Origin of the sequence: Niallia sp. FSL K6-0212 (assembly GCF_038007605.1) — a bacterium.
GTDB lineage: Bacteria > Bacillota > Bacilli > Bacillales > Cytobacillaceae > Niallia > Niallia circulans.
The window spans coordinates 2,066,980-2,088,872 of record NZ_JBBOXL010000001.1; the positions used below are offsets into that span (position 1 = coordinate 2,066,980).

21 protein-coding genes and 1 riboswitch are annotated in these 21,893 nt (G+C 36.6%); of the genes, 18 read left to right on the forward strand and 3 right to left on the reverse strand.

The window, feature by feature from the left end:
• Positions 1-3: 3 nt before the first annotated feature.
• From MHH96_RS09720 to MHH96_RS09770, 11 genes are all read left to right on the forward strand, one after another.
• The gene (locus MHH96_RS09720) at positions 4-501 is read left to right on the forward strand and encodes a GNAT family N-acetyltransferase (RefSeq protein ID WP_047944666.1); all 498 of its coding nucleotides are present in this window, start codon (positions 4-6) and stop codon (positions 499-501) included.
• Positions 502-919: 418 nt separating this feature from the next.
• Positions 920-2,758: a methyl-accepting chemotaxis protein gene (locus MHH96_RS09725; RefSeq protein ID WP_061800630.1), complete on the forward strand. Its 1,839-nt coding sequence runs from the start codon at positions 920-922 to the stop codon at positions 2,756-2,758.
• A 213-nt stretch (positions 2,759-2,971) separates the two neighbouring features.
• Positions 2,972-4,530 (forward strand): IS3 family transposase gene (locus MHH96_RS09730; RefSeq protein ID WP_152680057.1). Its coding sequence is split into 2 segments (ribosomal slippage): positions 2,972-3,611 and positions 3,611-4,530, totalling 1,560 coding nucleotides; the frame shifts between segments, so codons are not numbered across the junction.
• A 163-nt stretch (positions 4,531-4,693) separates the two neighbouring features.
• Complete coding sequence (locus MHH96_RS09735) at positions 4,694-5,911, forward strand: MFS transporter (protein WP_047944665.1); 1,218 nt, start codon at positions 4,694-4,696, stop codon at positions 5,909-5,911.
• A 114-nt stretch (positions 5,912-6,025) separates the two neighbouring features.
• Complete coding sequence (gene sspO / locus MHH96_RS09740) at positions 6,026-6,163, forward strand: small acid-soluble spore protein O (RefSeq protein WP_047944664.1); 138 nt, start codon at positions 6,026-6,028, stop codon at positions 6,161-6,163.
• 357 nt (positions 6,164-6,520) lie between these two features.
• Positions 6,521-7,801 carry a hypothetical protein gene (locus MHH96_RS09745; RefSeq protein WP_328283331.1) on the forward strand — a complete coding sequence of 427 codons (1,281 nt, stop codon included), beginning with the start codon at positions 6,521-6,523 and terminating at the stop codon, positions 7,799-7,801.
• A gap of 63 nt (positions 7,802-7,864) precedes the next feature.
• Positions 7,865-9,532 carry a sensor histidine kinase gene (locus MHH96_RS09750; protein ID WP_082138449.1) on the forward strand — a complete coding sequence of 556 codons (1,668 nt, stop codon included), beginning with the start codon at positions 7,865-7,867 and terminating at the stop codon, positions 9,530-9,532.
• Complete coding sequence (locus tag MHH96_RS09755) at positions 9,529-10,257, forward strand: LytR/AlgR family response regulator transcription factor (RefSeq protein WP_047944662.1); 729 nt, start codon at positions 9,529-9,531, stop codon at positions 10,255-10,257. The genes MHH96_RS09750 and MHH96_RS09755 overlap by 4 nt, the downstream gene beginning before the upstream one ends.
• Before the next feature lie 150 nt (positions 10,258-10,407).
• Complete coding sequence (locus tag MHH96_RS09760; protein ID WP_047944661.1) at positions 10,408-11,640, forward strand: L-lactate MFS transporter; 1,233 nt, start codon at positions 10,408-10,410, stop codon at positions 11,638-11,640.
• Positions 11,641-11,986: 346 nt separating this feature from the next.
• Positions 11,987-12,643 carry a 5-bromo-4-chloroindolyl phosphate hydrolysis family protein gene (locus tag MHH96_RS09765; protein WP_047944660.1) on the forward strand — a complete coding sequence of 219 codons (657 nt, stop codon included), beginning with the start codon at positions 11,987-11,989 and terminating at the stop codon, positions 12,641-12,643.
• Complete coding sequence (locus tag MHH96_RS09770; protein WP_047944659.1) at positions 12,640-13,776, forward strand: toxic anion resistance protein; 1,137 nt, start codon at positions 12,640-12,642, stop codon at positions 13,774-13,776. The genes MHH96_RS09765 and MHH96_RS09770 overlap by 4 nt, the downstream gene beginning before the upstream one ends.
• Before the next feature lie 41 nt (positions 13,777-13,817).
• Here the strand turns inward: MHH96_RS09770 and MHH96_RS09775 are convergent, their stop codons facing one another.
• Positions 13,818-14,306, reverse strand: coding sequence for a QueT transporter family protein (locus MHH96_RS09775; RefSeq protein ID WP_047944658.1), 489 nt, complete (start codon positions 14,304-14,306; stop codon positions 13,818-13,820).
• Between the two features lie 6 nt (positions 14,307-14,312).
• Positions 14,313-14,357: riboswitch (PreQ1 riboswitch) on the reverse strand.
• A gap of 277 nt (positions 14,358-14,634) precedes the next feature.
• Between MHH96_RS09775 and MHH96_RS09780 the strand changes: the two genes are divergently transcribed.
• The 7 genes from MHH96_RS09780 to MHH96_RS09810 all read left to right on the forward strand — a co-directional run bounded on the left by MHH96_RS09780 (position 14,635) and on the right by MHH96_RS09810 (position 21,038).
• Positions 14,635-15,183, forward strand: a complete 549-nt coding sequence (locus MHH96_RS09780; RefSeq protein WP_047944657.1) for an SF0329 family protein — start codon at positions 14,635-14,637, stop codon at positions 15,181-15,183.
• A 215-nt stretch (positions 15,184-15,398) separates the two neighbouring features.
• On the forward strand, positions 15,399-16,409 hold the full coding sequence (locus MHH96_RS09785; protein WP_053215809.1) for an efflux RND transporter periplasmic adaptor subunit: 1,011 nt from the start codon (positions 15,399-15,401) through the stop codon (positions 16,407-16,409).
• Positions 16,406-17,107, forward strand: coding sequence for an ABC transporter ATP-binding protein (locus tag MHH96_RS09790; RefSeq protein WP_047944656.1), 702 nt, complete (start codon positions 16,406-16,408; stop codon positions 17,105-17,107). The genes MHH96_RS09785 and MHH96_RS09790 overlap by 4 nt, the downstream gene beginning before the upstream one ends.
• Complete coding sequence (locus MHH96_RS09795; protein WP_328283330.1) at positions 17,104-18,282, forward strand: ABC transporter permease; 1,179 nt, start codon at positions 17,104-17,106, stop codon at positions 18,280-18,282. The genes MHH96_RS09790 and MHH96_RS09795 overlap by 4 nt, the downstream gene beginning before the upstream one ends.
• Positions 18,283-18,384: 102 nt before the next feature.
• Entirely contained in the window at positions 18,385-19,074 is a 690-nt protein-coding gene (locus MHH96_RS09800) for a response regulator transcription factor (RefSeq protein ID WP_047944654.1), read from the forward strand.
• On the forward strand, positions 19,013-20,497 hold the full coding sequence (locus MHH96_RS09805; protein WP_341117181.1) for a HAMP domain-containing sensor histidine kinase: 1,485 nt from the start codon (positions 19,013-19,015) through the stop codon (positions 20,495-20,497). The genes MHH96_RS09800 and MHH96_RS09805 overlap by 62 nt, the downstream gene beginning before the upstream one ends.
• Before the next feature lie 19 nt (positions 20,498-20,516).
• On the forward strand, positions 20,517-21,038 hold the full coding sequence (locus MHH96_RS09810; protein ID WP_047944652.1) for an acyl-CoA thioesterase: 522 nt from the start codon (positions 20,517-20,519) through the stop codon (positions 21,036-21,038).
• Between the two features lie 7 nt (positions 21,039-21,045).
• On the opposite strand, the gene MHH96_RS09815 is transcribed toward MHH96_RS09810, so the two are convergent.
• Entirely contained in the window at positions 21,046-21,252 is a 207-nt protein-coding gene (locus MHH96_RS09815) for a hypothetical protein (RefSeq protein ID WP_144545377.1), read from the reverse strand.
• 211 nt (positions 21,253-21,463) lie between these two features.
• Entirely contained in the window at positions 21,464-21,625 is a 162-nt protein-coding gene (locus MHH96_RS09820) for a hypothetical protein (RefSeq protein WP_341117189.1), read from the reverse strand.
• Between the last annotated feature and the right edge of the window lie 268 nt (positions 21,626-21,893).

Genomic DNA, 21,893 nt, shown 5'->3' on the forward strand with positions numbered 1-21,893 from the left:
CAAATGGAAATCAGGCAATTACGCCCCGATGATGCAGAGGCTTATTTCGCCCTCAGATTAGAAGCATTGCAAATTAATCCCGAAGCATTTGGTTCTAGCTATGAGGAAGAAAAGGATTATCCGCTAAGTCGAACACAAAGCAGGCTAAGTGATCCATCGTCTTATGTATATGGGGCATTTGTGGAAAAGGATTTAGTAGGCGTTGTAACATTAATGAGAGAAACCAAGATAAAAATGAGCCATCGTGCGAATATTTACGCTGTCTATGTGACCCCTAAACGTAGAGGGAAAGGTGTGGCGAAGCAATTGCTCAAAGCCACAATAGAAAAATCACGTGATTTACAGGGAATAGAACAAGTATACTTAGCAGTTGTTGCAGAAAATACAGCTGCAAAAAAAGTATATCGAGCATTTGGATTTGAAACGTATGGAATCGATCGAAAGGCGATAAAAATAAACGGAAAATATTATGACGAAGAGTTAATGGTTCTCTATTTATAAAAAATGTAAAACAGTGATAGCTTTATGAGATAAAGCTATCACTGTTTTTATTTTGGACAGAATCACTAATTAAAGAGTTGAAAATAAAGGGAAATAATATAATAAAAAATTATTTAAATATAAACAAAAGGGTAAAAAGTCCGATAAATTATTTGTAAATAAAATTGAATTATTCTGTAAATTACATTAGTATTATACATACAAAGTAATAAAGTACCTTGCTTTATAAAGGGTCTGATTCTATTTTACTAATTACAATCATACATAGCCACAATAAAAATAGAGGCAGATAAGCAGAAAGATCGATATTTAATGAGAAGGAGGAATAAACAAAAAAACAAAAATTGCTATTTTGGAATAGAAGAGAAAAATCTCTTTAGTAGTGGAGGTTTGAAATCATCAAAGGGGAGAACTTGTGATGGCGAAAATGAAATTTAAAAAACAAAAAATAACCAGTTTAAAGAAAGAAAAAAAATCGCAGAAATCTATTTTTAGCAAACTAAATATCAGAAAGATATCAGGGAATAGAACTTTAAGAGGAGTTAATAGCCGGTTCACTAAATTTAATAATATTACAATTGGCTGGAAATATGGAATAACATTATTATTTGTTTTTGCTCTTTTAACCATTACTACAGTATTAGTAACGACGCGTTTAATCCATATTAATAATAGTATTGAGCAATTAAATAAAACAGATGAAAAAGCACTTATTATTACGGAAATGGGATCACTTACCCGAGAGAAAAGTCTTAGTATTTTAAATTATCTGGACTATCAAAACCCTACATATGTGGATGAATTTCAGGTGATTAATACTAAATTTAATGAATATGAGGAACAAATAAAAAAAGATCTTCGAAATAAAGATGAAAAAGCGTTATTCGATGAAGTGGTAGATCGCAATAAACAAATGAATGACTTATTCTTAGAGCAGATTATTCCTGCGATTGAAGCAAACGATCGATCGGCGGTTAATTCCTTAAGTTTAACCAATACAACTATTCGCAATAGAACAATTACTGCTTTAAATAAAATGCAAGAACAGGTACAAGTTAGTCGGACAGAGGCAGCGGTAGACGCAATCGCTAGTGGAAGTGTTGCAACCAAGACTTTAATTATCTCTATGATTACAGCATTGCTAATTGGTACGGTGCTAATTATTATTATCAGCAGCAGAATTACACGTAACTTAAAGAAAGTAGTAGAGGTTAGTGATACGATTGCACAAGGAGATTTAACGGTAGAAGAGGTTAACTACAAAGGTAAAGATGAAATTGGCCAATTAGCTCAGTCCATGAATAAAATGAGCAATAATTTACGAATGGTCATTCAAAAAATATCAGAAGTATCGATTACAGTAAACAAGCAGAGTGAGAACCTATCCCAATCTACTAATGAAGTAACTGCTGGAAGTCAGCAAGTTGCAACGACCATGCAAGAGCTATCGTCAGGAGCAGAAAGTCAAGCAAATACAGCTACTGATTTAGCATCATCAATGGAATCTTTTTCTGGCACAATCGGTGATGCCTATAATCAAGGGGAACTAATTTATCAATCATCAAATAAGGTATTAGGCATGACAAATGATGGCAGTCGCTTAATGGGATCTTCTATTGAACAAATGAATGTAATTAATCAAATTATGAAGGAAGCTGTGGATAAAGTGCGTGGCTTGGATACCCAATCGCACGAAATTTCTAAGTTAGTTTCTGTTATTAAGGGGATTGCAGATCAAACAAACTTACTTGCTTTAAATGCAGCTATTGAAGCAGCACGTGCTGGAGAGCATGGAAAAGGATTTGCGGTAGTTGCAGATGAAGTGAGGAAGCTGGCAGAGCAAGTTGCTTTCTCCGTCACAGATATTACCGATATTGTCGGAAGCATTCAAAAAGAATCAAGTGTGGTAACAGAATCCTTGCAAGGTGGTTATGAAGAAGTAATGAAGGGGGCGGAACAGATTAAGATGACTGGGGAAACATTCGAAGGTATTAAAGATGCTGTTAATGATATGGTAAATAGCATTGAAGTTGTTTCCGAAAATCTAGCATCTATCTTAGAAACAAGTAAAGAGATGAATCGTTCGATTGAAGATATCGCTGCAATTTCCGAAGAAGCAGCTGCAGGGATTGAACAAACATCCGCTTCCGTTCAACAAACAAGCAGCTCTATGCAAGAGCTCTCAGATAGCTCACATGAATTATCTAACTTAGCAGTAGAGTTAAATGGATTAGTAAAAGAATTTAAAATCAATTAAGCATTAAAAAGGTTGGGACATAAGTATTCCAATTAAATTTAATCCCGAACAATTATACGTACACACTAAAAAAATTCGTATAATTGTTTGGGTTTTTTATTTATTTTAAGAAAGAAGGTTTGTGGTAATCGCCCGCAGCCTAAATTGATATGCTCCCCTATAGGTAGACAGATTAAAAAATAAAAATCTGGTTACTTGTAGGGGAGTATTTTTATGCCTAGAAAATCTTATTCTGTAGAAGAGAAATATCAAATAGTGAAAGCTTTAGGGGAAGTAAATTCGTCACTCCAAGTTTCATCGATTTATAAGGTGCACTTTTCTACCGTTTTGGAATGGAAATATAAATTTGATACATTCGGTTTAGAAGGACTAAAAGAGACTTCTTCCTGGAAAAAGTATTCTAAAGAACTAAAGTTATCCGCTATTCAAGATTATGCCTCTGGAAATTACTCGATTCGTGAAATTACGAGAATGTATGAAATATCAGATCCATCTGTCCTTAGAAGGTGGATTAAGAAGTATAATAGTCATAGTGAAATAAAAGATACGTCACAAGGAAGGACGAGCTCTATGACTAAGGGAAGAAAAACGACTTGGGAAGAACGAATACAAATTGTGCTAGATTGTTTAGGGAACAAAAAAGACTATCAAGAAGCAGCTAATACTCATCAGGTTTCTTATCAACAAATCTATCAATGGGTTAAGAAGTATGAAGATGGCGGAGTAGATGCATTGAAAGATAGGCGTGGTTCTACGAAAGAGGAATCCGAGCTAACTCAAGAGGAGAAAATAACTCTTCAAATGAAGAAGTTAGAAAGAGAAAATGAGCGATTACGTGCAGAAAACTTATTTTTAAAAAAGTTAGAGGAGATCGAAAGGAGGCAAAAATAAGTCAAATCCAATCGGAGGATAAGTATATCGCTATTCAAGAGATCCATCAGGAAGAGAATATAAGCATTCAATTACTGAGTGAAATAGCGGGAATTGCACGATCCGCCTATTATAAGTGGCTTCATCGCGTTCCTTCTTCTCAAGAGCTATTGAATGAGAAAATCATGAAAGAGATGAAAATTCTCCATGAAAAAGTGGAGGGCATCTTCGGTTATCGCCAAATGACCCTTCACATGAATAGACAGTTTAAAGAAAGATTGAATCATAAAAGAATTTATCGACTAATGAAAGTGGTTGGCTTACGCTCGATCATTCGTATCAAGAAAAAACGTTATAAACGCTCCGTTCCCCAACAAGTGGCAGAGAATATCTTAAATCGGGAATTTACCGCAACAAAACCAAATGAAAAGTGGGTGACGGATGTGACAGAATTTAAGTATGGTTCATCAAAGAAGGCATATTTAAGTGCCATTCGGGATCTTTATGATGGATCCATTGTTAGCTATGTTTTAGGACATTCGAATAATAATGAACTTGTATTCCAAACGCTTGATCAAGCAACCGTACTTTTATTGGAGGAAGAACATCCAATTATCCATAGTGATCGAGGGTATCAGTATACTTCAAAAGGTTTTAAGCTTAAAGTAGACGAGGCAGAGATAACACACAGTATGTCACGAGTTGGAAAGTGTATTGATAATGGTCCAATGGAGTCTTTTTGGGGGACACTGAAATGCGAAAAGTATTATTTACACAAATATAAGACCTTTGAGGAACTTTCTCTTGCGATAGATGACTATATCCAATTTTATAATAACAATAGATATCAAAAACGATTAAACGGCCTTAGCCCTATGGAATATAGAGTTAAAGCCGCTTAGATCTTTTTTATTATTTCCACTGTCTACTTGACAGGGGGCAGTTCAAATTATTCGGGAAATGGAAATTTCGGGTATAAAAATAAATGGTTGTATGCTATGATGGAGGAAATAAATCTCATTGGCTTAGTTGTTGATTGCTGATGTTTTAGGAGAGCGATACTAAATGGAAATTTGGAAGCGGAATTTGCTTGTTTTATGGATAGGGGTTTTCTTTACCTCTGCATCCTTTAACATGGTAATTCCCTTTTTACCAATTTTTCTTATTGAATTAAATGTTCATGAAAACACAGAGATTTGGGCTGGAGTACTATTTAGTGCAGCGTTTTTTGCCGGTGCGTTTGCTTCACCGTTTTGGGGAAGGCTTGCCGATAAATATGGAAGAAAACCGATGATTATTCGCGCGGGGTTTGTGCTATTTGTTGTTTATACGTTAGCTGCATTTGTTACCAATCCCTATCAGCTATTAGTACTTCGTATTCTGCAAGGATTGTTGTCTGGATTTATTCCTGGGGCGATAGCTTTAATTGGGACGAATACTCCTTCAGATAAAACTGGTTATGCATTATCAATGATTTCTACGGCATCCGCATCGGGTGGGATTATGGGTCCGTTGATTGGAGGCGTAATCTCCCAATTAGTTGGAAACCGACTTTCCTTTGCGAGTGCTGGGCTCCTTGTTTTTATTGCAACGTTTTTAATTATTTTCTGGGTAAAAGAGGATAATTTTTCGCCAAGTAAAGAAAAAGGATCTGTCAGAAATGACTTGCGGATTGCTTTTTCCAATAAACCGTTGATGCTTGTACTCTTGTTAACAATTGTTACCTCATGCTCGATCATGACGATTGAGCCAATATTGCCTCTCTATATATTAGAGGTCGGAGGTTCCATGGACAAAGCCTCCTTATTAGCAGGTATAATCTTTTCACTCCCTGGTATTGCTAGTGTCATAATGGCACCATATTGGGGTAAGTGGGCGGATAAGGTTGGATTTAACCGCGTCTTATTTATCGGATTACTGGGCGGCGGGCTTGGTACTTTTGCCCAAATCATTTTCAGTAATATTTGGGGCTTTTCAATTACTCGTTTCATTTTTGGACTCTTCTTCTGTGCAGTATTCCCAGCATTAAATGGGTTAGTTGTGAAATCAACAGCAGAGGATTTCCGTGGCAGAGCCTTTAGTTTAAATCAAACAGCCAATCAATTAGGAGGAATGTTTGGACCGATGATTGGTGGTTTCCTTGGAGGAGTTCTCCCTGCTCAGTCTGTGTTTATTGTAACAGGTATTCTGCTGATCGTAGCTACAGGGATTGCTTATAAAAAAGGGAATATATTTAGTCCAACCATGAAACAAAAAGTTAAAATAGTTACACATGGGAAATAAATTTTAAGAGACTTCCAATGCCAAATGGGGGTCTCTGTTTTATTATAAAATACACCTAAGTTCTTACATATTTCAAAAAGGAGCAAGAGAGAATAATGGGTGGAGGTGATAATCATGACAAAAAATAAAAATAAAAATGCGAAGCAAGCAGTACAAAATGATACAGCTCGTCAATATGATCATGAATTTGCCAATGAACCATTAACAGCAGCGGAGAAATTAAATAATAAAAAGACGAAAAAAAGACAATAAAGTGTTCCGAAAAGTATCCTTCAAATGAGGATACTTTTTTTCGAGCAGGAAAAAGTCAAAAGAATAAATAGAAGGAGTACGTAACAAAAAATATCAAGCTGTTGGTATCATAGAAGAAATTTTTAGAGAGTGTGAAGAGAAGTGGAATATTTACTGAATAGCGAAGAAATGAAAAGATGTGATTTAGCGAACATAGGATGCCCAAGGGTTAAAGGAAGAAGAAGATGTTCACCTAAGGGGCTATATTCATGGATTGGCAGGTGATACTGCAATAGCCAAAAAGGCTGGATGGATATTGCTGGAAGATGATATATGGGATGTGATAGATTAGAAAGTGATATAAAGGAGGAGTTAAGAATGGATACAAGAATGGAAAAATTAATTAATTTAACAAGGAGACAATGGGGGTTAGAAGATTATTATTTAGGCAGACATCATTTATTTAGACAGCTTACATTGGATGGCGAGACAGTGTATTTCTTAAATATGGAATGGTTTCCGAATAAATACGCCGATTGGACAGATGAGGAGGAGAATCCGGAAGGGACTGCTTCGATTGATATAAATATACATACGGAGGAATTCGAATCTGTTATTTTTGTCCAAGGAGTAACCTATGCGAAAAATGGGGTAGTATTTCCACATAAAGATGTAAAAGAGGTAAAAAAATGGCTTGCCGAATTCACAGGCTTAAATATAGAGAAGGATTTTATTTGCAAGCAAAGAGACGAAAGAGAGTATTACTTTGAGGAACAGTGGAATGGTATTCGATTATCTCCATCCTCTTCAATAACTGTAGAGTTTAACGAAGACGGAGAGCTAACATTTTATTCGAAACATATAAGTGTGTTAATGAATAAGAAAGAGTTAGAAGAAAAATATACTTTATCGCTAGCAGATATCGAGGATATAGCGAGAGATCAAGTAGTTTTAGCTGAATTTCCTAATGAGGACGGCAAGTTAATCGTATATGGAGTGGAAGAAACGTATATAAGAAATGATCGGAAAGGAAGCCTTCCATTTATGGAGGAGAAGTTTGGTTTTCGAAAAAACATCAACAAAGAGATAAAATGGCAGGAAGGAAAAGAGGATGATTTTGATAGGAAGCCCTTAGATTGGGCGAATGAAGTAAGTGTGGAAGATGCATATTTAAAGATTCCACATCCAGATTCGCTGCCAATCACGGATGAAGACACAGAAAAATGTATCCAAGAAGTAACCGATTTTTTGCGCATGAAGTATCCGAATGATTCAGGTAAATGGATGCTTAAATATTTATATAGAGAAAATTTTAATTTGCTTGCACGGATTGAGGAAAGTGTCCCTAAAAGTATATTTGCAGGAAGAATCCTTACTTTTCATGATCAAGAGGGAAAGATAGTGAATTATATGGATAAAAAAGAACTTTGGGATGAAATTCTCGATGCAAAGGAAAAGGAAGTAATTAAGAAAGGGAAGGAGATAAAAATTACTAAAGACGAAGCTTACAAAAAGCTGAAGCCATATTTCACCTTAACCCCTTATTATGTGTTTGATCCCGCTGATAAGAAATGGGTGCTATGCGGGAAGTTGGACTGTAACTACTGCGTCGATGTCGAAAGTGGAGAAATCAGTAATCTCGAGGATTCTTTTTCTTAAATTAATGATACATTACTAGTATTAAAATACACCAAAGACTGCTGAACACAAGGAGGAAGAAAAATGAACTCTTCCCTAGAATTGCAAATGCTCATTCAATTATTTGAACGAGCTGCCCTTTTACTCATTACTTTATTTTTTATGACAAGAGTACCGAAGTTTAAAGAGACCTTGCAAAAGGATCATCACTCGCCAACAGAGCTGACGTTAATTACACTAATATTTTGTGCCTTCGCTCTATTTGGAACCTATTCGGGAATTCAAGTAGAAGGTTCGATTGTCAACATCCGCACAATTGCCATTATGTCAGGTGGTATCTTGTTTGGCCCATGGGTTGGAATTGTGACCGGAATTGTTTCCGGCGTACATCGTTATTTAATTGACATTGGTGGCGTAACCTCTATTCCTTGTTTAATTACAAGTATTTTAGCAGGGATTGTATCTGGTTATATTCACCTTCGTGTGAAAAAGAGTAGTCGCTGGATTTATGGAATAGTTGCTGGAATGCTATGTGAAATGCTAACAATGATTTTGATATTATTTATGGCAGATCCTTTCGACTTAGGAATAGATATTGTTTCGATTATTGCTTTACCGATGATTTTAGGACAAGGGAGCATTGGGCTAATTGTCTTGATGATTGCCAGCGTAGAAGGAGAAAAGGAAAGAATCGCGGCACAGCAGGCACAGCTGGCCCTTAATATTGCGAATAAGACCTTGCCTTATTTTCGTTCTATTAATGGGAATTCTTTGCGAACTATTTGTACCATTATAAAAGAAGATATTCAAGCAGACGCAGTAGCTATTACGGATACTAAAGATGTTCTTGCATATGTAGGGTTTGGGGAGGAAAAATATAAGATCGGCCAAGAGATTATCAGTGATTTAACGAAAGAGACCATTCGAAGTGGCAAGATTACGATTCGGAATAATATTGCCGATCATCATACTCCGCAAATTCATTGTTTATTAATTATTCCGTTAGAGGAAAGAGGGATTGTAACCGGTACTCTAAAAATTTACTACCGAAAAGCTTATACAATTACCAATACATTGCAAACAATGGCAATTGGATTGGCGCAAATTATCTCAACCCTTATGGAAGTATCGCGAGTGGAGCAAATGAAAGAGGAAGCAAATAAGGCCGAACTGAAAGCACTACAAACAAAAATTAATCCCCATTTCTTATTTAATGCGCTAAACGCAATTGCATCCACAACCCGTCGCGATCCTGAAAAAGCACGAGAATTAATTATTAATTTATCGGGGTATATGCGCTATAACTTAGAGGTTGGAGAAGAACTTATTGATATCCAGCTCGCACTTAAGCAAGTAAGAGACTATATTCAAATTGAAAAGGCTCGTTTCGGGAACCGCCTGCAAGTGAACTATGAGATAGATGATATACATATTAAACTTCCGAGTCTTCTCATCCAGCCATTGGTCGAAAATGCGGTTGTACATGGAATTTTAAAGCGAAAAGGTCCTGGAGTTGTAACGATATCAGTCAAAGATTTAGGAGAGACAGTAAGGGTTAGTGTGCGAGATACTGGAGAAGGGATTGCTCAGGAGGTAATTGATCGTTTAGCGAAAGAAGAGGTATCCTCCAAACAAATCGGTTTAACAAATGTCCATCAACGAGTAAAATTAATGTATGGAACCGGTTTAAACATTCGTAGATTAGAGCCAGGTACGGAAGTTTATTTTGACATAACGAAGGAGATAGCATGAAGGCAATAATAGTAGAGGATGAAATTCCAGCAAAAGAAGAGTTAGAATATTTAATACAAACCCATAGCAAAATTGATATTGTCGCCACTTTTGAAGATGGCTTAGATGTGCTTAAATTTTTGCAAGCAGAAGAAGTGGATGCCATTTTCCTGGATATTAATATACCTTCTTTAGATGGGATGCTTTTGGCAAGCAATATTAGTAAATTTGCGAAAAAGCCTTATATCATTTTTACAACTGCTTATAAAGAGCATGCAGCACAAGCATTTGAATTAGAGGCATTTGATTATATTCTTAAGCCGTATGAAGAAAAGCGGATTGCCGCAATGCTGGCAAAATTAGAAGCAGCTTTCCAAAAAGCAAGCGGTGGAGAAGAAGAAATTACGACAGAAATAAATCGTCGGATAAACTTGCGTAAAAATGAAAATATCATTGTGACAGATGTCAATGATATTTATTATGCAGAAGCGAGCGAAAAAGTAACATTAGTTTATACGAAGACAGATGAATATATGATGCCAATGAGTATCTCTGATTTTCATGATAAATTGCCGCAGGATACCTTTTTCCGCTGTCATCGCTCCTACACCGTGAATCTTTCAAAAATCCATGAAATTGTCCCATGGTTTAACCATACGTATCTGGTGAGATTAAAGGATATTAAGGCGGAAATTCCTGTTAGCAGAAGCAAAGCCAAAGCATTTCGACAAATTATGCATCTATAAATACCATTCATTCCGAATAAAGGGCATTTCATTCTGATACCGGTTTCAAAAATGTTTCAGGCGGTATAATTTAACTATCAAAAGAAAGCATAAACAACCTTTTATAGTAAAAAATACTGTTTATAAACCGAGTAGAAAGAGGAGATCGGAATGAAAGAACGAAATGGCAATCGCTTGCTGATAGTTATTGGTACCATTATTGTGCAAATGGGATTAGGAACAATATACACATGGAGCTTGTTCAATCAACCTCTTGTTGATAAATTTGGATGGGATTTGAGCGCAACGGCTATCACTTTTTCCATTACTAGTTTTGCGCTTGCCTTCGCAACCCTTTTTGCCGGGAAAATTCAAGATAAATGGGGACTCCGCCGCTTAATTGCCTGTGCTGGAATCATGCTAGGTGGAGGATTAATGGTTACTTCACAAGTATCTTCTTTATGGATGCTTTATCTTGTAGCAGGTGTTTTTGTAGGTTTTGCAGACGGAACTGCGTACATCACGTCTTTATCTAATTTAATTAAATGGTTCCCTGAGAAAAAAGGATTAATTTCTGGTATCTCTGTAGGAGCATATGGAACCGGCAGCTTAGTTTTTAAATATATTAATACAAGCTTAATCGCAGCTTATGGTGTTTCAACAGCCTTCTTAATTTGGGGAATTATTGCTTTAGCAATGGTTGTCGGCGGATCATTCCTTTTAAAAGAAGCACAGGAAGTAGAAACAACTACAACTTCTTTAGCACCAGAGCAAAAGAATTATACAGTGAAAGAAATGCTAAAAACAAAGCAAGCATATTTACTCTTTGTTATTTTCTTTACCGCATGTATGAGTGGATTATACTTAATCGGTATTGTAAAAGATATTGGTGTCAGTCTAGCGAATCTAGATGTGGCGACAGCTGCCAATGCCGTTGCTTTAGTAGCGATATTCAATACAATCGGTCGTATTATTCTTGGAGCATTGTCTGACAAAGTAGGTCGTATAAAAGTAGTATCTGGAACATTAGTCGTAACAGCGGCAGCGGTCACTGTATTAAATGTAGTTCCATTAAGCTATCCATTATTCTTTACTTGTGTAGCCGCAATTGCATTTTGTTTCGGAGGCGTTATCACCGTATATCCGGCTATTATCGCTGATTTCTTTGGACTGAAAAATCAAAGTAAAAACTATGGTGTAATCTATCAAGGCTTTGGATTTGGAGCTTTGGCTGGATCGATGATTGCAGCAGTACTCGGAGGATTCCATGCGACCTTTACAGTCATATCTGTTTTATGTGTCGTTTCCTTTATCATTACTTTAATCATAAAGCCGCCACATATGAAGCTGCAGCCAAAAGAACCAAAACAGCCGCAGCCTAGACTTGCAAATCGCCTTGGATAAGATAGCAAGAAAAGGACCCCGTAAATGGTAAATTCCATTTACGGGTTTTTTGCTGTAAAATAGTTGTTTCCACATCTATCCAATAAAAGAGAAAACATGAAACATGAGCCTAGATTTGATAGAATAAAAGCATCAAATCATTTTTTTATGCTTTTCCACATACACATAATGTAAGGACACATAACAAAATACGTCTTTAGTCGTAGAAAAGATTCCATTTAAGGTCTATAGCAAGAAAGAACTTGGTTACGTTAAAATAGAAGTAAATAAATCATCGATTTTTGAAACAAAAGCTGAAATGAAACGTATAAAAAATAAAGGAATACGAAGGCAGGAGTCGATTATAGTGAACTCATTTTTAATGTTTTTAGTACGAACAGGCATTTCTTTTCCTGTAGGTGCTTTAACATGGCTAATCAGTTATGTGGCATTTGACCAATATTTTATCCTATCTGTTCTATATGGAGCTGCGGCAACGGGAGTTTCTTATTTCATCACAGATGGAGTAATTAAACATCAATTAATGGTAAGGCAAGGTTTATCAAGAAAAGAATATAAATTTATTCAAACACAGCTAAAGGAAGCGAATGAGAAAATTAGTCGATTAAATCGACATGTTTTTGCTATCCGTCACTTTCCTTCTTTTAAGCAAAGAATCGATTTAATGAGAGTAACAAAGAAAATCTACCGATTAACGAAGGAAGAGCCACGCCGTTTCTATAAAGCAGAGAAATTCTATTATTCGCATTTAGATTCATTAGTGGAAATCGCAGAAAAGTATGCACTTTTATCTGCCCAGCCGAAGAAAAACAGAGCACTGCAGGCAACTTTAAATGATACAAGAAGAACATTAGAGCAGCTTTCTAGAACGCTGGAAGACGATCTTCATGGCATCCTATCAGATGATATTGATGATCTGCATTTTGAATTAGATGTAGTAAAGCATATTTCTAATAAGGAGAAGGACACTGATTTGTTAGATGAAAGCAGGCGGACTAAATGACAGATGAACGACAAATGAAAAACATTACAGATGATTATTTCTCCGATCCTTTAGGAGAAAGCAATAATTTGTTCATGCAAAAAGGCGAAACAGCTGAAACTGTTCGCCTTATTGATGTTTTATCTCCAGAAAATCAAAAACGAGCATATGAACTAGCCAATAAACTAGATCCAACCAATCACCGTACGATGATTGCTTACGGGGCAGCAGCGCAGAAAAAATTACTTTCTTTTTCCCATACAATGATTGAGCATGTGCAGCGCAAAGATGTTGGGGAAGTCGGGGATATCGTTAGTGATTTAATGGAAAAATTAAATGAAATCAATCCTGATGAATTACGAGTAGAAAAGAAGGGCTTTTTCCGTCGATTATTTAGCAAGCCTTCCAAAAGTGTCCATGAAGTTCTATCAAATTATCAAAAGGCAAGTGCCCAAATAGATCGGATGAGTGTGCGTCTCGAACGCAGTAAAAACGTATTGACTGCAGATATTCATTTATTAGAACAGCTTTATGAACATAATAAAACTTATTTTGAAGATTTAAATGTATATATTGCTGCAGCGGAAATGAAATACGAAGAAATGACGAAAAAGCTTATTCCGGAGCAAAAAAAACTTGCAGAAGAGTCCGGTGATCGAATGAAACTGCAAGAGGTAAATGATTTAATTCATTTTGCGGAATTACTAGAAAAACGTATTTATGATTTAAAAGTCAGTAGAGAAATTACCATACAAACAGCTCCACAAATCCGTTTGATTCAACATACGAACCGTACAGTTATTGATAAAATCCAGTCGTCGATCATGACATCAATCCCATTATGGAGAAACCAAGTTTCCATTGCTTTAACGCTTTTAAGGCAGCGTCATGCGATTGAAACACAAGCAAAACTGAATACAAGCAGAATGGATGCCAACGTAAAAGAGATGGCACAAATTGCCCAGGAAAACCGTCCCGCAATGGTCGAAATCGATTCGCTAAAAGAAACACAGCATAAACTGATGAGCTCATTAGAAGAGACACTACATATCCAAGAAGAAGGAAAACAGAAACGTAATCAAGCAGAACAAGAGATTACGGAAAGAGAAGGTAATTTAAAACAAGTGTTAGATACGGTTGACAGTAGGTATTAAAAAAAGGCTGAAAGAATTCAGCCTTTTTTTAATACCATTTTTTAATCCATTAACTTCCCAAAGGAAATACGTTTATTTAAGAAATGCATAATAGGTATACCGATTGCCATGACAACAAATTCACCAATAGCTGTTGTTCCCCAAGTGATTAAGAAAGGGAACCCAAGTGCAAGATGCAATTGATAGGCAATAATAAACATATTAAAGGTAAATACAAGAGTATTAATAATCATTCGTAGAAGATGACTTTTAACAAACTTGCTTATACCAATTGTGATTAACAAGCAAATAATAGAATGAGCAACTCCGAAAGTTAAATCATATAACTTAATAGTTGAAAGGAATAAGTTTGCTAAAAATACTCCTACTACAATTCCATAAATATATTTTTTGTTAAATACAACAAGATGATTAAATAATTCCGAAACACGATATTGAATGCTGCCAAAAGCAATCGGCGCAATCGCAATCGTAACAGCGACATACAATGCAGCCACTAAACCGTTCATCGCAAGTGTTTTTGTTTTCATTTTTTCTCTCCCTTAGTTTTTTTACGTGGGATGGTCTCGAACCACGTTATCCAATAACTTTCACACAATAAGTTATCATATAATAGGAGGTCTATGTTCGTCAATGGAATTTTATCCCGTGATGAGATAAGGTCAGGTGTTAAAGAAGAAGTAAAGAAGAAATTGTAAGTTATTGTATAATTAAGATTAAGTTACCTTTTATTAGACTGATATAGTTATATAAATGGTACGTAAGAATAGCGGATGGTAGCCCGCTAAATGTAGCAATTTTAATTTTGGAGATAAGATGCGATATGCTCTTTTTTAATGACCAAAGGTGGGATAAAGATTGCATAACAAACAGTGGAGTAAAGTAAAGAAGAAATTAGAAAGTTATATTTGCCATTGTCTAAAAAATAGAGTTGATTTTTATTTAACAAATTACCGTCGAACTCATGATCAAACAGGAAGAGCTTTTATAATTGTCGATAATAAAGAGGTTTTAAACATGTGCAGTATCATAGCAGAAAAGGCAGTTGTTAAAAAAGAAGATGAAATTAGAAATACCCAAAATATTAGATATGATGTTGATAACTATGAGCAAAATAGAGATATTCAAAGACAAGCAGCGGAACTAGTTATGGCGGAAGGGATTTTTGCTCAATATGATTTCTTCGATGCTGTTGAGGAATTTCTCCGATTGCCAATAGAACTAGCTTTAAAGTCAGATAATATGGTAATTAAAATTCTTTCCTTAATAGATAGAAGAGTCGGAAAAAGAACACTGCAAAAAATAAAAGATTCGATACATGAGGAAAAAGACATTGTACAATATTTCTTTCAACTAAGATATGAAGCAGAGGGGCTGAAGAAAAAATATTTATATGCAAGAGACTAATAGGAACAGAGAATCCGCCTCTATTCCCACAAACAAGCAGAAAAGCAACAGAGCCGAATCCCCTGCCCCCCAAAAACAAAATTGTAAAATCTATAAAAAAATTTCTCCCTGACTTCTTCCTGACACATAACTCTTTTATTCTATTACTTGTAAACAGCAAGACAATGAATCAAGTAAATTCATTAAAATAGAATAGAAAGAGGTTGAAGCAAAAAATGAAGAAAAGTATAAAGAAGTGGATTATTAGTGGAGTAACAGTTTTGGTAATAGGGACGGGGATTGGCTCTTATTATTATTTTAGCAATGATAATCAAACCGAAGTAAGAGCACAGGCTAGAACGCAGACAGCAACAGCAGAAGCTGGTGATGTTGAAATAGAGGTCAGTGGTACTGGAAGCATTGCAGCTATCAATAAAGAGACTTTCACTGCTGAAGGGAATGCAACGGTAGACGAGGTATTAGTCGAAGCAGGGGATAAGGTGGAAAAAGGCGATGAGCTAGTAACGTTCGAGAATGATACACTCGACCCAATTGTTGCAACTTTTTCTGGTGAAATCACAGCCCTAAATGTAGAGGAAGATGGCAATGTATCAATGGGAACAGAAATCGTTACCGTTACAGATTATGACAATCTAGAAATGGTAGTAAACGTAGATGAATTAGATATTTCGAAAGTAAAGGCTGGACAAGCTGTTAATGTAAAAGTGAGTGCACTGGAAGATAAAGAGTTTACTGGAAAAGTTACGAGTGTAGCAAAAGAAGCAAACAGTGACAGTACTAGTGTCGCAAAATATGCGGTTGCGGTGAAAATAACTAAGCCAAGTGGATTGCTGGTTGGGATGACAGCAGAAGCTACTATCACAACGGATAAAGCGGAAGATGTCGTGACGGTTCCTGTAGAAGCTGTACAAAAGGAAAATGATGAATATTATGTTCTAGTAGCAAATGGCACAAACACGAATGAGGATGACACAAAGGAAACTGCCTCAACAAAACAAACGGTGGAAGTAGGATTACAAAATACTGAAGTTGCGGAGATTAAAAGTGGTTTAGAGGAAGGCACAACGGTAGTACTGCCAACATTTGAGTCATCAAGTGATAGTGAAGCACAAGGAATGTTCCCAGGTGGAGGCCAAATGCCAAATGGCGAAGGTAGAGGGCAAATGCCTGGAGGAGGCCAAGGCGGAGGAATGCCTGCCGGTGGGTTTGGAGGTAGAAATGAATGATAGAACAGCATGCAATTGTCGAAATAAAGAATGTCAAAAAGGAATATACACTTGGAGGAGAGACCGTTACGGCATTGGATAATGTAAGCTTTACTGTCAATAAAGGGGATTTTATTGCTATCATTGGGCCGTCTGGTTCAGGTAAATCAACGTTAATGAATATGATCGGTTGCTTGGATACCCCTGATTCTGGTGAATATTATTTGGACGGTCAAAATGTTTTTTCGTTAAAAAGCAAACAGTTAGCAGAAGTGAGAAATCATAAGATTGGCTTTATTTTTCAATCCTTTAACCTGCTAACAAAACAGTCTGCCTTTGAAAATGTGGAGCTGCCCTTGGTTTATCGAGGAATCGGAAGTAAGGAAAGAAAAGAAATTGCCATGCAGGCATTGAAAAAAGTAGGATTACTGGAAAGAGCGGGACATAAACCAACAGAATTATCTGGTGGACAGCAACAGCGCGTGGCCATTGCCCGAGCTCTTGCGGGGAATCCGCCAATCCTGCTTGCTGATGAGCCGACTGGAGCGTTAGACAGTAAGACAGGAGTCGAGGTAATGAATTTAATGAAAGACCTAAATAGACAAGGACATACCATAATTTTAATCACCCATGATTTACAAATCGCTAAACAGGCTAAGCGAGTTATTCGCATTCAAGATGGTCGCCTAGCAGAGACAAAGGAGGTAGTTGTCTCTTGAAATTAGGACAAGCAATCAAGATAGCTTTTAAAAATATAGCAATGAATAAATTAAGAGCAGTGCTTACCATGCTGGGTATTATCATTGGTGTGGCAGCGGTTATTGCTTTAACCTCATTAGGAATGGGAGCCTCCAATTCTGTTTCCGATGACATTGCCAGCTTAGGAACGACAACAGTTTCTGTGAATTTATCGGGAAACTCTAGTGAGGAAGAGGTTATTGATTATGATGAATTAATGGCATTTGCGGAATATGACGAAGTAAAGGCTGTTTCACCAACAGTGACAACATCCAGTACGCTTAAAAATGGAACGACATCAAGCTCTGGAGTTACTGTTACAGGTGTTACTACTTCTTATGAAGAGGTACAGGATATTACTTTACAGTCCGGAAGAAATGTCATGGACATTGACTTGGATAATCGCAATAAAGTAGTGGTGCTGGGGGATAATGTAGCATCCGAGTTATTTGGATTTACAAATCCAGTCGATAAAACCGTTCAAATTGATGGAACAACATTTAAAGTAATCGGAGTACTTGCTGAAAAAGGGGAAGAGTTAACTGGATCTGTAGATGATTCTGTTCTCATTCCATTTACAACAGCACAACGCTTTATCGGTCAAACCTATGTAACTTCAGCAACAGTGCTTATGACGGATGAGGATTCAGTTGAAATGGGAATGGCAAAAATGAAGCAAGAATTATACAATCAGTTTGATGGTGAGGAAACTTCTTATTCTGTGCGAAATCAATCATCTGTATCGGAGGCTCTCGATTCTGTTTCCAATACGATGACATTGTTATTAGCCGGCATAGCCAGCATTTCCTTAATCGTTGGTGGAATCGGAATTATGAATATCATGCTTGTTTCGGTTACAGAAAGAACAAGGGAAATTGGGATTAGAAAAGCGATAGGTGCTCGGAAAAAAGATATCATGCTCCAATTTTTAATTGAAGCCATTGTACTTAGTGCATTAGGCGGAATTTTAGGAGCCGCTATTGGAATCGCTAGTGCAGACATATTGTCGAGCACATTAGAGATGACTTCCCAGATTACGTGGTGGATCGTCGGTGGTTCCGTTAGTTTCTCTGTATTAATTGGCATTATCTTTGGGATTTTTCCAGCGAACAAAGCATCTAACTTAAGTCCCCTTGAAGCATTAAGATATCAATAAGAGGAGTAGATCAGCTGGATAGAAGGCTGATCTATTTTTTCTCCTGATAATTATCGGTATAATGGATTTCATTAGTAAAAAATAAAGCATAAGGAAAAGATGATGAAAAAGATTCTAATTGTGGAAGATGAACTAGCAATTTCTATGGTTTTAGGAGCATATTTAGAAAATGCAGGCTATGATGTAGATTATGCTTATAATGGAGAAGAGGCTTTACAGAAGCTAGAGGAAGAAACTCCTGCCCTTATTCTATTAGATATTATGATGCCATATGTAGATGGCTGGAGCGTTCTTTCGTTTATTCGTAAGAAATCGGCATGTCCTGTTATTATGCTTACAGCTTTATCAGATACAGAGCAAAAACTAAAAGGGTTTGAAAATGGAGCGGATGATTATATTACCAAGCCGTTTGTAGGGGAGGAAGTCATCGCCCGTGTCCAAGCGGTACTAAGAAGATCCTCCCATTATCAAGAAGATGAGCGAGTGAAATACTATGGCGATTTAAAAATAAATTATGTCTCCCATCAAGTTTTTCTTAATGGAATTGAGGTTCCCTTCACTCCGCGAGATCTTTCTGTCTTTCTCTTTTTAGCAAGCAATCCAAATCAAACATTTACAAGGGATCAGCTTCTGGATCATGTATGGGGAAATGACTATGATGGAAGTGATCGGGCGGTTGATCTAGCGATTAAAAGAATAAGGAAATTATTAAATGGGTGGGATCCAAAAGATGGCGAAATTAAAACATTACGCGGATTGGGCTATCAATTTTATATTCAGGAAAAACAATAAAGAAAAAACGCCTCTTCTATATTATTGGACAAAAAGATATTTGCTGACATTATGTGGAGGTCTTTTGATTATCGGGATTATTTCAATTTTGTGGATTCGCCATAATGCTTTGGAAAATCGCTTAGAATTAACAAAATTAGTTGCCCAGGAAATAGCGGAGCATGCTAATGAAATGGGAGAAGGCAGATTGAAGGATATTCGTCTGCCATTTTTGCAGGATAGACAGAAGTTTATCAATGAAGGGCAGCCACTAGATGTTTTTCTAAAAGATGCTGCCGGTAATATACGCTCTATGAATCAGAACTTCCCACCAGACTCTCGCGAAAAACAGCAGCTAATTGAGTCTTTGCCCTTAGTCAGTGAATTAACGATTAAAAAGGTCACACTCTGGAATAATCAAAAAGCATCCGTTGTCATAGCACCTATTATTAAGGATGGGACGCCAACAGGTTCAGTCTATATTATTCAGCCGCATAATCAGCTGCAGCATTTAAATAAGGAAGAATATCAATTACTGGGATTGTTGCTTCTTAGTTTGGCGCTGCTAGGCTGGTTCGTTATTTATTCTTTATCTAAAAAGATGGCAAAGCCGGTTGAAGAGGTTGCCAACGCTGCTCAACAATTAATGAATGGTAACTATCATATTACATTAAATGAAGAAGTGCAGGAAAAAGAGTTACACCAATTGATGCTGTCTTTTAACGAAATGACTAAGCGACTCTATGCATTGGAAAGTTTACGGACACAATTGCTCGCAGGAGTTACCCATGAATTAAAAACACCGATCACCTCTATCAGTGCTTTAATTCAAGCTGTCAATGACAATGTCATTCCAGAAAAGAAGAAAAGCCAATTTTTATCGATGAGTTTAAAGGAAGCTGGCAGACTGCAAAGCATGGTAGAGGATTTACTAGATTTTAATAGCTTTAGTGCTGGTTCAATTAAAGTGAATAAGGAAAAGCTGAATGTACAGGCGACTTTAAAAGAAATTATTTATCAATGGGAAATTGTCCATACGGACTCTTTGTCCTTTGCGAAACTTACCTTTATAAATCCAGAAAAGCCGATTTTTACCATGCTTGATAGTGTTCGTTTTCAACAAATTATCGTAAATTTATTAAATAATAGCATACATGCAATCAAGGGGAAGCAGGGTGGAAAAATAACAATCCGTTTAACCCATGATAATCAGAACATCAAAATTTTAGTAGAAGATAATGGCTATGGCATACCAGAAGAAGAACAGGCTTATATTTTTGAACGATTTTATCGAGGGAAAAATAAGAAAGATATCGAGCGTGGGCTCGGCTTAGGATTGCCATATAGTCTTCTCCTCGCAAAAGCACAGGGAGGACATTTATCTTTACAAAATTCAGATGGTAGATCTACAATATTTCTATTACAATTTCCAATACTTACTTAAAAAAAGGGGGCTGTTCGGAATGACAGTTCAAGAAGAAAAATATTGCAAGGAATCATTAGTAGTAAAAACAAGCCGAATATTCCCAATTGATACAAATAATCATAATTCCTTATTTGGTGGGAAACTGATGAGTTATATAGATGACGTGGCCTCTATTTCTGCATCGAGACATTCAAGAAGCGATGTAGTCACAGCCTCAACGGACTCCGTTGATTTCCTGTTTCCTATTCGCCCGACAGATTCCGTATGTCTAGAATCCTATGTTACACATACAGGAAAATCATCGATGGAAGTTTTTGTGAAGGTAATAGCAGAAAATTTAAAAACAGGGGAAAGAAAGCTTGCTGCTACGTCTTTTTTAACCTTTGTTGCATTAGATGAGAACGGCAAGCCAAGACGGGTTCCTAAAGTAATCCCCCAGTCCGAGGAAGAAACTATGCTTTATAACACAGCAGAACAACGCGTAAAAATCCGTAAAGATAGAAGAGAGCATAGTAAAGCATTTGCAAGTGTTATTAGTACAGATATGCCTTGGGGATAAGTTGACCCTATTTTGGCTGATAACGATGTGAGTTTGGCTGATAAATGGTAAGTTTGGCTGATAAGTAATAGAGTTTGGCTGATAAATCGTAAGTTTGGCTGATAAATGGTAAGTTTGGCTGATAAGTAGTAAAGTTTGGCTGATAAGTAGTAGAGTATGGCTGATAAATGGTAAGTTTGGCTGATAAATGGCAAGTTTGGCTGATAAATGGCAAGTTTGGCTGATAAGTAGTAGAGTTTGGCTGATAAGTAGTAGAGTATGGCTGATAAGTAGTAGAGTTTGGCTGATAAGTAGTAGAGTTTGGCTGATAAGTAGTAGAGTTTGGCTGATAAGTAGTAGGGTTTGGCTGATAAGTAGTAGAGTTTGGCTGATAAGTAGTAGAGTTTGGCTGATAAGTAGTAGAGTTTGGCTGATAAATGGTAAGTTTAGCTGATAAATGGTAAGTTTGGCTGATAAATGGTAAGTTTGGCTGATAAGTAGTAGAGTTTGGCTGATAAATGGTAAGTTTGGCTGATAAGTAGTAAAGTTTGGCTGATAAGCCGTAGAGTTTGGCTGATAAGTCGAAAAGTTTGGCTGATATCAGCCAAACTCAGACCCTCTACATTCAATTTGAGTGTAGAATTCTATTAATCTCAGAAAAAATGCTAAAAAATCACTAAAAAATCACTAAAACAACGATAAAATAGACAATTTGACAACGAAACTACCCCGTTTCCACCACACCCACAAAGCGAATGAGCTCCACTCAACCTCCCCATATTAGAAAGTAATGCCCAATCAATTGCTATCTTTTCTTTCATCCAATCCTCAAACTAAATTAAATTTCCCCCCAACAAATGTCCAATATGCTGAACA

Coding starts and splice junctions, on each gene's coding strand:
- MHH96_RS09720 (WP_047944666.1), top strand. CDS start 4: ATGGAAATCAGGCAATTACGCCCCGATGATGCAGAGGCTTATTTCGCC.
- MHH96_RS09725 (WP_061800630.1), top strand. CDS start 920: ATGGCGAAAATGAAATTTAAAAAACAAAAAATAACCAGTTTAAAGAAA.
- MHH96_RS09735 (WP_047944665.1), top strand. CDS start 4,694: ATGGAAATTTGGAAGCGGAATTTGCTTGTTTTATGGATAGGGGTTTTC.
- sspO (WP_047944664.1), top strand. CDS start 6,026: ATGACAAAAAATAAAAATAAAAATGCGAAGCAAGCAGTACAAAATGAT.
- MHH96_RS09745 (WP_328283331.1), top strand. CDS start 6,521: ATGGATACAAGAATGGAAAAATTAATTAATTTAACAAGGAGACAATGG.
- MHH96_RS09750 (WP_082138449.1), top strand. CDS start 7,865: ATGAACTCTTCCCTAGAATTGCAAATGCTCATTCAATTATTTGAACGA.
- MHH96_RS09755 (WP_047944662.1), top strand. CDS start 9,529: ATGAAGGCAATAATAGTAGAGGATGAAATTCCAGCAAAAGAAGAGTTA.
- MHH96_RS09760 (WP_047944661.1), top strand. CDS start 10,408: ATGAAAGAACGAAATGGCAATCGCTTGCTGATAGTTATTGGTACCATT.
- MHH96_RS09770 (WP_047944659.1), top strand. CDS start 12,640: ATGACAGATGAACGACAAATGAAAAACATTACAGATGATTATTTCTCC.
- MHH96_RS09775 (WP_047944658.1), bottom strand. CDS start 14,306: ATGAAAACAAAAACACTTGCGATGAACGGTTTAGTGGCTGCATTGTAT.
- MHH96_RS09785 (WP_053215809.1), top strand. CDS start 15,399: ATGAAGAAAAGTATAAAGAAGTGGATTATTAGTGGAGTAACAGTTTTG.
- MHH96_RS09790 (WP_047944656.1), top strand. CDS start 16,406: ATGATAGAACAGCATGCAATTGTCGAAATAAAGAATGTCAAAAAGGAA.
- MHH96_RS09800 (WP_047944654.1), top strand. CDS start 18,385: ATGAAAAAGATTCTAATTGTGGAAGATGAACTAGCAATTTCTATGGTT.
- MHH96_RS09805 (WP_341117181.1), top strand. CDS start 19,013: ATGGCGAAATTAAAACATTACGCGGATTGGGCTATCAATTTTATATTC.
- MHH96_RS09810 (WP_047944652.1), top strand. CDS start 20,517: ATGACAGTTCAAGAAGAAAAATATTGCAAGGAATCATTAGTAGTAAAA.